Origin of the sequence: Opitutus sp. (genome assembly GCA_024998815.1) — a bacterium.
In the GTDB taxonomy this organism is placed as follows: Bacteria; Verrucomicrobiota; Verrucomicrobiia; order Opitutales; family Opitutaceae; genus Rariglobus.
In genome coordinates this window covers 1,282,397-1,295,403 of the sequence record JACEUQ010000001.1, presented here as the reverse complement: position 1 = coordinate 1,295,403, position 13,007 = coordinate 1,282,397, and the positions used below count along the sequence as shown (strand labels likewise).

At 60.9% G+C, this 13,007-nt stretch carries 13 protein-coding genes; 8 read left to right on the top strand and 5 right to left on the bottom strand.

The window, feature by feature from the left end; genetic code table 11:
* Positions 1–2: 2 nt before the first annotated feature.
* Entirely contained in the window at positions 3–1,091 is a 1,089-nt protein-coding gene (pheA, locus tag H2170_05635) for a prephenate dehydratase (GenBank protein ID MCS6299567.1), read from the top strand.
* A 55-nt stretch (positions 1,092–1,146) separates the two neighbouring features.
* Here the strand turns inward: pheA and H2170_05630 are convergent, their stop codons facing one another.
* Positions 1,147–1,827: a lysophospholipid acyltransferase family protein gene (locus H2170_05630; GenBank protein ID MCS6299566.1), complete on the bottom strand. Its 681-nt coding sequence runs from the start codon at positions 1,825–1,827 to the stop codon at positions 1,147–1,149.
* Positions 1,828–2,014: 187 nt separating this feature from the next.
* On the opposite strand from H2170_05630, the gene H2170_05625 reads away from it, so the two are divergent.
* From H2170_05625 to H2170_05615, 3 genes are all read left to right on the top strand, one after another.
* Entirely contained in the window at positions 2,015–3,109 is a 1,095-nt protein-coding gene (locus tag H2170_05625; GenBank protein MCS6299565.1) for a DegT/DnrJ/EryC1/StrS family aminotransferase, read from the top strand.
* Positions 3,110–3,325: 216 nt separating this feature from the next.
* Complete coding sequence (locus H2170_05620) at positions 3,326–3,973, top strand: phosphoribosylanthranilate isomerase (protein ID MCS6299564.1); 648 nt, start codon at positions 3,326–3,328, stop codon at positions 3,971–3,973.
* A 313-nt stretch (positions 3,974–4,286) separates the two neighbouring features.
* Positions 4,287–5,261, top strand: a complete 975-nt coding sequence (locus H2170_05615; protein MCS6299563.1) for a bile acid:sodium symporter — start codon at positions 4,287–4,289, stop codon at positions 5,259–5,261.
* 181 nt (positions 5,262–5,442) lie between these two features.
* Here H2170_05615 and H2170_05610 read toward each other — a convergent pair whose 3' ends face one another.
* Both H2170_05610 and H2170_05605 read right to left on the bottom strand, forming a co-directional pair.
* On the bottom strand, positions 5,443–6,801 hold the full coding sequence (locus H2170_05610; protein MCS6299562.1) for an MBL fold metallo-hydrolase: 1,359 nt from the start codon (positions 6,799–6,801) through the stop codon (positions 5,443–5,445).
* Between the two features lie 175 nt (positions 6,802–6,976).
* On the bottom strand, positions 6,977–7,417 hold the full coding sequence (locus H2170_05605) for an ApaG domain (GenBank protein MCS6299561.1): 441 nt from the start codon (positions 7,415–7,417) through the stop codon (positions 6,977–6,979).
* A 142-nt stretch (positions 7,418–7,559) separates the two neighbouring features.
* On the opposite strand from H2170_05605, the gene fabD reads away from it, so the two are divergent.
* Positions 7,560–8,465 (top strand): ACP S-malonyltransferase, encoded by a 906-nt coding sequence (gene fabD, locus H2170_05600; protein ID MCS6299560.1) that lies wholly within the window; start codon positions 7,560–7,562, stop codon positions 8,463–8,465.
* A 426-nt stretch (positions 8,466–8,891) separates the two neighbouring features.
* On the opposite strand, the gene H2170_05595 is transcribed toward fabD, so the two are convergent.
* Together H2170_05595 and H2170_05590 are read right to left on the bottom strand one after the other, a co-directional pair.
* Positions 8,892–9,299, bottom strand: a complete 408-nt coding sequence (locus tag H2170_05595; GenBank protein ID MCS6299559.1) for an acyl-CoA thioesterase — start codon at positions 9,297–9,299, stop codon at positions 8,892–8,894.
* 63 nt (positions 9,300–9,362) lie between these two features.
* Positions 9,363–10,196, bottom strand: coding sequence for a hypothetical protein (locus tag H2170_05590; protein MCS6299558.1), 834 nt, complete (start codon positions 10,194–10,196; stop codon positions 9,363–9,365).
* Between the two features lie 305 nt (positions 10,197–10,501).
* Here H2170_05590 and H2170_05585 point away from each other — a divergent pair, with 305 nt between their 5' ends.
* From H2170_05585 to H2170_05575, 3 genes are all read left to right on the top strand, one after another.
* Positions 10,502–11,311, top strand: coding sequence for a cytochrome c oxidase assembly protein (locus H2170_05585; GenBank protein ID MCS6299557.1), 810 nt, complete (start codon positions 10,502–10,504; stop codon positions 11,309–11,311).
* A 110-nt stretch (positions 11,312–11,421) separates the two neighbouring features.
* The gene (pyrR, locus tag H2170_05580; GenBank protein ID MCS6299556.1) at positions 11,422–11,952 is read left to right on the top strand and encodes a bifunctional pyr operon transcriptional regulator/uracil phosphoribosyltransferase PyrR; all 531 of its coding nucleotides are present in this window, start codon (positions 11,422–11,424) and stop codon (positions 11,950–11,952) included.
* A gap of 66 nt (positions 11,953–12,018) precedes the next feature.
* Positions 12,019–12,963 carry an aspartate carbamoyltransferase catalytic subunit gene (locus H2170_05575; GenBank protein ID MCS6299555.1) on the top strand — a complete coding sequence of 315 codons (945 nt, stop codon included), beginning with the start codon at positions 12,019–12,021 and terminating at the stop codon, positions 12,961–12,963.
* The last annotated feature ends 44 nt before the right edge of the window (positions 12,964–13,007 follow it).

The window sequence follows — 13,007 nt, the reverse complement described above, 5'->3', positions numbered from 1 at the left end:
CCATGTCCGACCCGCTTCAACCCATCCGCGATCAAATCGACGCCCACGATCGCCAAATCGTGGAGTTGCTCAACAGCCGCCTCTCCCTTGCCGCCGAGATCGGTAAACTCAAACGCGACTCCGGTGGCCAGATCTACGTGCCCGAGCGCGAGGACGCCGTTTTCCGCAAGGTCACCGGGCTGAGCCAAGGCCCCATCAAGCCCGAAGCACTGCGCGCCATTTACCGTGAGATCATGTCGGCGGCCATCGCGCTCGAAAAGCCCCTGCTGATCGCCTACCTCGGGCCGGAGTCGACCTACACACATGCTGCGGCCATGAAGAAATTCGGCGCCAGCGTGGATTACGCCGCGATTGCGACCATCGCCGACATTTTCACTGCGGTGGAAAAAGGTGAAGCTGACTACGGCCTCATCCCGATTGAAAACTCCACCGAAGGCTCGGTGCGCGAGGCGCTCGACAGCTTTGTGGAGAGCGACCTCAAAGTGGTGGCTCAAGTGGTTCTGGAGATTAACCACGCGCTGATATCAGCCTCCCCGCTGGCGCAAATCGACAAGGTCTACTCCAAAGACCAAGCGCTTGCCCAATGTCGCCACTGGCTGCAACGCCACCTGCCGCACGCGCAACTCATCGACACCTCCAGCACGGCCCGCGCCGTGCAAATCGCCAAAGACACCCCGGGCGCAGCTGCCATCGCCTCCGAACTGGCGGCGCAACAGCAAGACGTCGCCGTCCTTGCTCGTGGCATCCAAGACCAGTCTGACAACACCACGCGTTTTTTTGTGATCGGAAAAAAAGCCTCCGGCCCCGTGGGCGGCGGACGCGACCTCACCAGCCTGGTGATCTCGCTCGGTGATGAAGCTGCGGCGCACTCCGGCTCGCTGTTGAAGATGTTAACGCCTTTCGGTGAGCGGGGAATTAATCTCTCCAAAGTCGAATCCCGCCCGAGCAAACGCCGGCCCTGGGATTACCTGTTTTTTATCGATGTTAAGGGCCACTACGACGACCCCGCGATGAAAGAGGCGATTGCCGAGCTGAAACAGTTTTGCCCGCTCGTGAAATGGCTGGGGAGTTATCCTGCGATTACTCCGTAAACGGGTGTGTGTGGCGGTGCCCGATGACACCGTCAATCCGCACGTCGGCTGCGGCTCAAACCACGGTCATTTTGACCGCGTAATCAGGGCTCATCTCGCGCAGGCGCGCTTGGAGCTCCAGCGCACAGGCCTCGCGGTCGGCGAGCTCGGCGCTGGGCACCTCCACGCAGTAAACGCGCAGCGAGGAGAACGGGTGCGGCAGGTGGAAACGATCCCAGCTTTTGAACTGCCACGATGACGCATAGGCGCAGCCGACCAGCAGAATCGGGGCCTGAACGCGGCGGGCGACGATCAGCCCGCCCGCCTTGAATTCATAGATCGGCCCGCGCGGTCCGTCCGGGGTGATGCCGATATCGTGGCCTGATTTCATGACCTCGACCAAGGCGGTGACGGCCTCGCGTCCCAGTTTGTTGCTGGAGCCACGTACCGCGCGAATGCCGACGAGCGAAAAAAACGCCTCCAGCCAAGCGCCGTCCTTGCTCGGGCTCACCAACCCATAAACCGACCGACCCTGCCGATAACGGCGGAATATCTCCGCGGTGATAAAAAGCCGGTTGTGCCACAGCGTGAACGCCACGGGCTGGTCGGTCTTGCTGAGACGCCGGACAGTTTCCGGCGACGCCTCAAAGTGAAGCGAACGGCCCCATAAGCGCATGAGCAACCCCAGTGGCCACAGCGCCAAGGGGCGCCAGCCACGCAGTCCGTGCACCACGGGAGGTTGACCAGAAGAAGACATTTCAACCCATTAAGATGGGCTAGGGGGCGTGCCGCCAAGCGAAAGTTCCGCCGATTCTACGCCGCGCGGGGCCCCCGCCTGAAACGCGTCCTATTTTTGCGCAGCGACAGGGTTTTTTCCTATCCACGCCATTGAGCCGTAAAACAGGTTTGGTTTTCGCCCGCATATTGGTTTTCTCAAAAAACCCATGAAAGTCCCGTTCCTCGACCTTTCGCTTCAGCATCAGGCTCTTCGCGAGCAGGCTCTCGCCGCACTTGCGGCGACCTACGACGCCACTCGCTTCTGCCTCGGCAAGGACGTGGAGACGTTCGAGGCCAATTTTTCCAAAACCCTCGGTTATCCGCGCTCCCTCGCGCTCAACAGCGGCACTTCGCCGCTCCACCTCGCCGCCGTCATCGCCGGTTGGGGCCCTGGCGACGAGGTCATCGTGCCGGCCTTCACCTTCATTTCCTCGGCCTGGGGCGTGAGTTATGTCGGGGCAACGCCCAAGTTCGTCGATATCGACGCGAAGACTTTTAACTTGGATCCGGCCGCCGTCGAGGCCGCCATTACGCCCAAAACTAAGGGCATCGTGATCGTGCATTTGTTCGGCCAGCCCGCCCCCATGGACGAGCTGCTCGCCATCGCCAAAAAGCACAATCTGTTCGTGGTCGAGGATTGCGCGCAGGCCGTCGAGGCTCGTTACAAGGGCACTCCGGTGGGCCTGTTGGGCGATATCGGCACTTTTAGTTTTTATCCTACCAAAAACCTCGGCGGTTGCGGCGAGGGTGGGGCGCTGGTTTCGAAAAACGACGCCCACTTCGAGCACGCCAAACTCTTGCGTGTCCATGGCATGGGCCGCCGTTATTACCACGACCTGGTCGGTTTCAACTTCCGCATGGACGGGTTCCAGGGCGCGCTGCTCAACGTGAAGCTGCCGCACCTTGCCAGCTGGACTGCCCGCCGCCAAGAAATCGCCGCGCGTTACCTCGCCGGCATTAAACTCGCCGACGTGATCCTGCCGACGACGGTGTCTTACGGGGAGAGCGTTTATCACCAGTTTACGATCCGTCATCCGCGGCGCGACGCCCTGCGTGAGCATTTGACCAAGAACGACATCGGCACCGACTTGATTTACCCCGTGCCTTTGCACCAGCAGACCTGTTATGCCTCGCTTGGCTATCAACCGGGTTCGATCCCGGTGGCTGAAAAAGCCGCCGCCACCTGCATGAGTTTGCCGATTTTCCCCGAGCTCACCGACGCTCAGGTCGATCACGTGATCGCAGTCATCAATGCATTTTAACCGTAGCGCGATTCCGCTCGGGGGGCTGCTGAGCTTAATTAACCTGTTTCTTGGGGTGCGGATACCATTGGGTAAACACCTTGAGCTCACGCTCAAGGCCACGAGGAGTGTGTTCGCGAAGCGTGTGGCCTTGAGCGTGAGCTCAAGGATGCCGTTACCTCTCAACTTGAACGCTAATTAGTCTCGGTGCCCGCCCGAGAAGAAAAATCCCGAATCATGATCAACGCCATTCAGCTTAAAATCTGCGGTCTCACCACGCTGGCCGACGCGGCCGTGGCGGCGGGGATCGGCGCGGACTTTTTGGGGTTCATCCTGTACCGGAAATCGCCGCGCTACCTTCCGCTCGCGTCGTATCGGGGCTTGGCTTCGTCGTTGCAGGTCGGGCCGCGCCGCGTGGCGGTGATGGTGGAACCCTCCACCGATGAACTCGCGCAAGCCGCCGACGCCGGGTTCGATTTCTTTCAAATCCACTACGCGCCCGCGACTCCGGTGGAGACCGTTGCGGGCTGGTCGGCGCAGGTGGGCCCACGGCGGCTCTGGCTGGCACCCAAACTCCCGCCAGCCGACGAGGTGCCAGCGGCGGTGTTAACTTTGGCGGACACGTTTTTGATGGATACTTTTCATGCCGCAGGGTTTGGCGGTTCCGGCAAAACGGGTGATTGGGCCAAGTTCGCCCGGCACCAGCAGGCGTTTCCCCAAAAAAACTGGATTCTTGCCGGCGGGCTGAGCCCAGAAAACCTCGCCGACGCCGTCATGCGCAGCGGAACGCTTTTTGTCGATGTGAACAGCGGGGTCGAAACGTCGCCAGGGGTGAAAGACCACGCCAAACTAGCGCGCCTGGCAGCGGCTTTGGGGGCGGGTTAACCCCTGTTCGCGTTTACGATGAGCCCAACGAAATCGGTTCTTGGGGGAGCGTATCCTTTGAGGCGAACGCCCTGCGCTCACGCGCAAGGCCACGGGGAGTGTGGCCACGAGGATTTTTCCAATGAGAAATGTGGCCCTGAGCGTGAGCTCAGGGCGACAGGCGATCGCCTGTGCACGCCGCTGCACCTTGAGCTCACGCTCAAGGCCACCTCCGGCCTTCGGCATCACCTCCGCCCCGTGGCCCTGAGCGTGAGCTCAGGGTCGGCCGAACGCCTCCACGTGAACGCCCATTAGTATAACTTCGCCGTCTCACATGCGTCTCAAAGTCGATTGGTTTCTCTTGGGTATGCTGGCGGCCGTGGGTCTTGCGTGGGGTTGGCCCCCGGTGGGCGGAAAAGACGGCCCGCTGCACCCCGATTTACTCAATAAACTAGGCGTAGCGCTCATCTTTTTTTTCAACGGTTTGTCGCTGTCGTTCGCGTCTATGCGCTCCGGCATGCTCCGCTGGCCGCTCCATCTGGTGGTGCAACTGGGCACGTTTTTACTCTTCCCGCTTATCGGCTTGGGGCTGCTGGCGCTGATCGGGTTTTGGCTGCCTGCGGCACTCGCCTTGGGCTTTTTTTTCCTCTGCGCGCTACCCTCGACCGTGTCGTCATCGGTTGCGCTGACCTCGGCGGCGCGCGGCAATGTGCCCGCAGCCCTGTTTAACGCCACGCTTTCCAGCGTGATCGGGGTGTTCGTCACGCCGCTATTGCTCAGCTGGTGGAACCCCGGCCCAAGCGATGTCGGCGGAGTCGGCTCGGTGGACTTGGGCCGGGTGATTGGCGACTTGGTCCTGTGGCTACTGTTGCCACTCGTGCTCGGGCAGTTGTGCCGATCGCACCTCGGGGCTTGGGCCCTGCGTCATCGGGTCGGGCTGCAACGGGTCGATCGCATGACGATCCTGTTCATTATCTACACCTCCTTTTGCGATTCGATTCTGCGTGGGGTGTGGACAGGGCAGGGGTGGGCCACGGTCGGTACGGCGTTGGTGGGCGGCGCGGTGTTATTCGCGGTGGTTTTCGGCCTGCTTCAGCTGGTCTGCCGAACCCTGCGATTCCCCATCGAAGACCGGATCGCGGTGGTTTTTTGCGGATCAAAGAAATCCATCGCCGCAGGGGTGCCGATGGCGCAGGTCATTTTCAGCGGCGACCCAAGGCTTGGGCTGATTCTGCTGCCGCTGCTTATTTATCACCCGATGCAACTGCTCATTTGCGGGGTGCTGGCCGGCCGCTGGGCGCGGCGCTGAGGGGCATTCGCGCGTCAAACTGAGCAGGAAAGCCTATCGGGGGCTCCCCGGTTTCGGGCGGATATACATTGGGGGGATCACCCTGCGCTCACGCGCAAGGCCACATGGTCGGACGTCGGCGCAGGGGCCTAAAAAAAGCGCTCCGTTACAGGGAGCGCTTTTTGGGGAAGGCGAACGAGGTTTAGATCTCGTAGGACTCGAGGGGAACCGGGTCGATGACGCGGGTGCCGGGCATCTTGGCCGTGAGCTGTTCCTGGAACCAAGCACGGGCGAGGGGGTCGCCGTGGGTCAGGATCACGGATTTGGCCTGGGTCTGAATGGCGAACTCGAGGAGTTCTTCACGGTCGGCATGGCCGCTCAACTCGTAGCGCTCAACGCGCGCGAGCAGCTTGGAGGTGACGTTGGCGGTCTTGAAGACGAACTCTTCGCCGTGTTTGGTCTGCAGAAGCGCGCCGCCCGGGGTTTCCGGATCGCAGTAACCCACGAAGCCGATGGTGTTGCGCGCGTGGCCGATCAGGCCGGAGGCGAGCGTGTAGCTGGGCGTGCGCTCGACCAACATGCCGGAGCTGATGATGTACAGGGCGTTTTGCTTGGGATCTTCGCCAGCGACCAGCTTGCGCGGGGCGGGCTTGATGTTGAGCTCCTTGATGACCGAGCGGCTGAATTGGACGTCCTGGGTCTTGCGCGAAATCTCGTCGAAATAATCGGCGAGGTCCATGCCGAGACCGGCGGCGAAGATGGGGCACTCCACCAAGCGGCCGAATTTACGGGCGTCATGGATGATGGAGAGCACTTCCTGCATGCGCCCGAGGGCGAACACGGGGATGAGGAACGAGCCGCCGCGGTTGATCGTGTCGTTGATCGAGGTGATCAGGCGGTTGACCTCGTTGAGGCGTTCTTTACCCACCGAACGCTCGGTGGTGCCACGGGTGGTCTCGATGACCACGGTCTCGAACTGGCCAGCGGGGAACTGGGCGCCGAGCAGCGTGCGTTGGTTTTCGAACAGCACGTCGCCGCTGAAGAAGTAGTGGCGGTTCTTGTGGTGGATTTCGACGGCGGCGGCACCCGCGACGTGGCCGGCGCGGTGGAACAACAACTCGAGCTCGTCGGTCTTGCCCTGGAATTTCTTCACCTGGTTAAAGGACAGGCCGAGAATGCGGCCGGCGCAGCGATCAATGTCATTGTGCGTGAACAGCGGGTAATCGGGGATGTTGGACTCCTCTTTTTGGCGCATCATCACGTTGGCCGAATTGTGGAGCATGCGCTCGATGAGCATCCGGCTGGACTGCGTCATGATGACCGGGGTATTGGGGTGCTGCATCATCACCACGGGCAGGCTGCCGATATGGTCTAAGTGGCAGTGAGTGATGATGATAAAGTCGAGCTCGACATCACGGATCAAGTCCAGGCGAGGCGTGGCATTGCGGCCCGCTAACTTGGGATTGAGTCCGCAGTCGATGAGGATCTTCAAGTCCCCAATTTGCACGAACATACAGTTGGCACCGATGCCACCTACAGGATTTAAATCAATTAACTTCATTTCTTAAACGTGAGATCGAGACGAACCCGAGCGGCATGCGCAAGGCGCAAGTTTTCCCTTTTGCGTGTTGGTTTTTTGGCACCAATAGCCGGCCTCATTCATTCAAGCCCGAGCACGCGGGCGGACGGGAGCAAACCGCCATCCGGCCCCATTAAATATCCCCGTTTTGCCTGACTTAAATGTCGCCGGATCCGGCGCGCGTATCCTCATCGGGTACGATCAGCTCAAAGGCGGGCAAGACGACGTGAACCCGACGGCCGAGATCGTCGACACCATGGAAACTGCCCTGCGAGCGGGCGGATTCCGCGGTGACGTGGTAACTGTTGTAGAAAAACTGTTCGCCGGCGGCCAAGCGCGGGGTTTCGCCTACGATTTTGTCGCCCTCGACCACCAGTTGGCTGCCGTTGGCGTGAGTGACCACCCACTTGCGCCCGAGCAGGGTGACGGTGCGCTCGGAGCCGTTGTGAATGGTGATGAAATACACGAAGGCGTGGGGCTTGTCCGGTGGCAGGCTCTTGCCACCGTGGTGGTAGACAAGCTTGTCGAGGCGGGCGGTCAGGCCGGGAAGTGCAAGGGAGGCGATCACGGGCTTGAAGCAACCCAGTGCGGGCGGCATTGCAACCGCTTTGGTCGCAGCGCGGTTCACCCCGCGTGCCGCCCTGAAAACCGCGACCCGACTTGGCGATGCTGCGCAGGCGGGTGGTGTTTTCGGGCTTGGTTTTGAGGGCTGGGAGGCTTACCCGTCTACCTTTCCAAATATGGCAACCGCACTTATTTTCTCCGGACAAGGCGCCCAAAAGGTCGGCATGGGCAAGTCGCTCTACGAAAACTCCGCCACCGCGCGGGCTCTCTACGATGAGGCCAACCGCGTGCTCGGCTGGGATCTCGCCAAAATCTGTTTCGAGGGTCCGGATGCCGAGCTCACGCAAACCAAGGTCTGCCAAGTTGCGCTGTTTGTGCACGGCATGGCCGTCCACGCTATATTAAAAGAGCAGGGTAAACTCGACGACGTGCGGTTTGCTTTTGGCCTGAGTCTGGGCGAGGTCACGGCGCTCACCGTCGCCGGTGTGTTTGATTTTGCGACGGGGCTCCAGGTGGTGGCCGAACGCGGTCGCCTCATGCAGGTCGCCTGCGAAAGCACCACGGGCGGCATGGCGGCGATTCTGGGCGAAGAGCGCCAGACCATTTATGATCTTTGCGCTGCCTTCGATATCGAGGCGGCCAATTTCAACGCCCCCGGTCAGATCATCGTCTCGGGTGACAAGAGCAAGGTGGACGCAGCTGTCGCCGCCGCCAAAGACCGCGGCATCAAGAAGGTCATCCCGCTCAATGTCGCTGGCGCCTACCACAGCCGCCTGATGGAGCCCGCGCGTGCCGCTTTTGCCGTTTACCTGCAAGGTGTTGTGTTTAACCCGCCGCAGCTGACCGTGTTCACCAACACGACCGGCCAGGCGGTGGCTGAACCGACCGCTATTCGCGAAGCGTTGGTTAAGCAGGTCGTCTCTTCGGTGCTGTGGGAAGATTGCATGCGCTCAGCGGTTGCGGCCGGGGTGACCAGCTTCCTTGAGCTTGGGCCCGGTGGCGTTCTCGCCGGCCTTGCCAAACGCACTGACAAAGCCTGGTCGGTGAAAAGTTTGGCTGAGTTTGCCGATGTAGCCGTTTAAGCTCGGTTGGCGCGGTGGCGTGCAGTGGCTTAAAGAACTCGGGGGCTGGTCGAGTTCTTACGCCATCCCTGAGCTCACGCTCAGGGCCACGGTGGGGGCGCGAGTGGGTTCAGGGGGGATCTATGTGGCCTTGCGCGTGAGCGCAGGGTGGGGTGGTGGGCGAAGGAACCTAAATGTAATGCGCGTTCGGCGATCCCAGAGCGGAAATTGTGATTGCATGGCCGCGCGAGTCTGGGCGGTTTTGAGGACATGGCATCCAAATACCTTCCCACCACGCGCGACCTGAAAGCCAGCGAGCGCTTCCTGAATAAACAGGTCCAAAAAGCCCGCGGCAAAAAACCGTCGTCACTGCTGCCCGTTAACAAGCCCAAGAAGTAAGCGTCCGCTCGCCTGCCACGCCCGTACTCCAGCGGACGACTTGACCCATCAGCCCGCTTGGACCCAAGCCAACAGATTGCCGGGCAAGACGAGGCGTTCGCGGTTTTTTGAGGAAATGCAGACGTGTTCGGTGCGTACCACCGCAGCGCGTTTGTCCACGGCCCCCTTCTTCCAGATAACGTAGTCGATCGCGTAGCTGTTCTCGCTCAGGGAGCGCGGTGACACGTCGATGCGCAAGAGGTCACCACAAGCGAGTGGGCGCAAGTAGCTTGCCTCGCTCTTGGCCACCGGAATCACGGCGCCATTGTCGGCAAAAAAAGAGCCGAGCGGCACGCCAAACGCCGCCAGGGATTCCTCGTAAGCCTCATGGCAAATCGACAGGTAGCGGGCGAAAAACACCACGCCGGCGGCGTCCGTATCGGGAAAGTGAACCGTGCGGTGGTAGGCAAAGGGCATGGCAAAAAGCGCTGGCGGTTAATTAAAAGGGATTGGACCAAGGGGCTGCGGTCGGCTTAACGCTTACTTAGAAACCCCTGCGTCGATTTTCGACAGGTTCAAATCCACCGATTCCAGGTAGGGGTTTCGGCCGTCGGGCTGCGCCAGCAGGCGGTAAACCCCTTCGTAATCCTTCTCCAATTTGGGCAACGCGAAGAAACTCCAAAAGCCGCGCGTTTTTGCCATCAGCTCCTGAGCTGACTTAAAGAGCCGTTTCTCGGCTGGGACGTTGTTGAAGTCGTTGGACTCCTCGAACTCGGCAAACAGGCCGGGGAGTTTGGCGGGGTAGGCGGGGTCGGCCATTTGGCCAAGGTAATCCGCCGTGGCGACCATGCACCCGGTTAACCGCTCGATGTCGCTACGGAAGGTCAGCAGTTCTATCTGGCTGGTCAGGCCGGTGCAGCGGATGGCGTTTAACACTCCCTCGATTTCTCCTTCAGCGCAGCCCAGCGCGGGTAAAAACGAAGCCGCCATCGCGCAACTCCGCTCCACATGCGTGGCGGTGTACTTGGCCCCCGTTCCCGACTGGTCATCGCGGGTTTTCAGATACCCGCAGTCGTGGAGCATGATGGCGGCATAGCCGAGGGAGAACTGACGGCCGTTAAAGGCTGGCTGTGCGCCATGGTTAATGCGACCGGCGGCCAGATCGATAAAGCACTGGGTGGCGAGCAACGTGTGGTCGAAATTATGGTAGCTTAGGTCGGCCTCCTGGTAATTGGCGTGCCTGCCGGCGAAGAGATCGGACACCAACGCGGTGGCGTTTTCTATTAGCCCGAAGGCGGACGACGAGTAGGCGCTCTCATGGTGGTTTTTAGCCGCGGCCAAAATGAATTTAGTGGTGGGATTGGCGTAGAGCATGGCTTCGGAGCGGAGCGCATGACGCTGGTTTTGGTTGGATTAGTCGATTCCGAAAGTCGCCCGCAGCCGCGCTTTGATGGGGGCGACCGCCGCCGGGCTGGATAGGGATAAAATGACCGGGGCTTCGGACAGAGGCCGCTTTCGGGGCCCCGTTTCCGCTCGTATGCCCCCGAGCGCCCAGCGAAAACCCGGCGCGACGCGTTCTGCTGATTATAGATTTGCCCCGGCCGCCACAAAGCCTCTTTCGGGAAGGATGTCGCCGCTGAATTCGTTTAAGCATCGCCCGGTTTTACGCTGATTTTACCATGATCAACTGGTCCCACTGGCACAACGAACCGCACCTCGTCGGCGGGCTTATCCTACTCGGCTGGCTTTACGCCCTGTTGACCGGCCCCTTGCGTGAACGCATCGCCCCCGGTGCCGTTTACCCGCGTGCCCAGGCCATTCGGTTCTACCTGGGGTTAACCGTTTTCTATTTGGCCGTGGGCTCGCCGCTCGACCAGATCGGCGAGCGTTTTTTGCTCAGCGGGCACATGGTGCAACACCAGTTGATCATGTATGTGGCCGCCGTGCTGTTCTTGTTGGGGTTGCCGAGTTGGCTGGTGGCCAAGGTCACCGCCCGCCCCGAACTAAGATCTGTTCTGGGCTTTTTTTCAAACCCGTTAATCTGCGGCCTCATTTACACGCTCATTTACTCCGTCTGGCACGTGCCCGCACTCTACGATTGGGCGCTGCAAAACCGCTGGGTGCACATCACCGAACACGTCATGTTTTTCGCGGCGGCGCTGTTTTACTGGTGGCCCATTATTAGCCCGTCCACGGAGTTCCCGCGCATTTCCTACGGCGCGCAGATGCTCTATCTAACCGGGGTGGTCATCGCCATGACACCGGTTTTTGCCTTCATCGCCTTCTCCAAAGACATCCTTTACCCGACCTACGAATACGCCCCGCGCCTGTTCGCCACTTTTGGCCCTGCCGAGGACCAGCTACTCGGGTCTGTCATCATGAAAATGGGCGGCATGGGCGTGACGTTCATTGTTTTTGTCATCGCGTTCTACAAGTGGTACCAGGCTTCGGAAGCCCGCCCAGCGAGCCCGAAACTGCCCTCCGCCTAACGGTGTTCAGGGGGGCTTGAGGCGGGCCTGAAACCGCTTCCGCCCGCGAGTTTTCCATTCGCTTATTTCCCGCTTGTCCGCACCTGTGTCGGGCGGCACAAACAACCCTCGTGCCCGCACCTAAAAGCTTTCCCGTCGCCGAGATTCACGCCGCCATCGATCGGCTGGCCCACGCCATTCGCGAACGCCACCCGTCGCCCAACCGGTTGATCCTCCTCGGCATCGCCAACGGCGGCATCGAACTCGCCAGCCGCCTTGCCGCGTCCCTTGGCGTGCAGTCCGGCACCCTCGATATTTCGTTTCACCGCGACGACATCGATCGCCACCCGATTCCCAAGGAGTTCAGCCCCACGCGCATCCCCGTCGATGTCACCGGCGCGACCGTCATCTTGGTTGACGACGTGCTGTTTTCCGGACGCACCGTCAAAGCCGCGCTCGACGAGCTGTTTGACTACGGCCGCCCCGCCAAAGTCGAGTTGGCCGTTCTCATCGATCGCGCAGGCCGCAAGCTGCCGGTCGCCGCCGATTACACCGGCTTGGCCCTCGAAGTTCCCGCCTCGGCAAAGATCGTTGTGAAGCTCGATTCCGCCAAACCCGCGCGCGATTCGGTCACCATCATTCCCTTTAAACCCGCCGCCTAACTTCCACTGAATGCTGCTGCGCAATCCGCTCCGGATTTTGTTCAGTTAAAATCAGTTATTCTTTCTATGCCCTGGACCCGCCGCCACCTCATCACGCTCGAGGAACTCTCCCTCGACGAGATCAACCAAATCCACGCCACCGCCACCGCGTTTAAAAAAATCCTCGGGCGCAGTGTGAAGAAAGTCCCCGCCTTGCGCGGCAAGACAATCGTCAACCTATTCCTCGAACCCAGCACACGCACGCGCATGGCCTTCGACATGGCGGCCAAGCGCCTCAGCGCCGACGTGATCTCGATGGACGGCTCCAGTTCCTCGACCACCAAGGGCGAAACCCTCCGCGACACCGCGCAGAACATCGAGGCGCTCGGGGCCGACCTGATTGTTATCCGCCACGCCGCCGCCGGCTCTCCCCTGTACCTGTCCAAAATCCTGGGAATCCCGGTGATCAACGCCGGTGACGGCGCCCACGAGCACCCGACCCAGGGCCTGCTCGACTCGTTCACCATGCGTGAGCACCTCGGTTCCCTCAAGGGACGCAAGGTGGTCATCCTCGGCGACATTTTGTTTAGCCGCGTTGCCCGCTCCAACATCCACGCCCTTAACAAACTCGGTGCCAACGTCACCGTTGTGGGGCCGTCCACCTTGGTGCCGCACACGCTCAAGCCGATGGGGGTGACCGTGTCGCACGACCTGCGCAGCGCGCTCTCCGATGCCGACGTGGTCATGCTGCTGCGCATCCAGCACGAGCGCCAATCCAGCGGCATGTTCCCCTCGCTCGGTGAGTACACCAGCCTGTTCGGGCTCAACAAAACCCGCGCCGGCTGGCTCAACCCCAAGGCGATCATCATGCACCCCGGCCCGATCAACCGCGGCGTCGAGATCGATAGCGAACTGGCCGACGGCGAGCGCAGCGTCATTTTGGAGCAAGTCACCAACGGCATCGCCGTGCGCATGGCGGTCTTGTACCTGTGCTCCGGCGGCCAACCCGAAAGCGTCGTTCCGGCGGAGTGAGGCGGCGGAGTTTTTGGCCACGAAAAACACGAAATGACACAAAA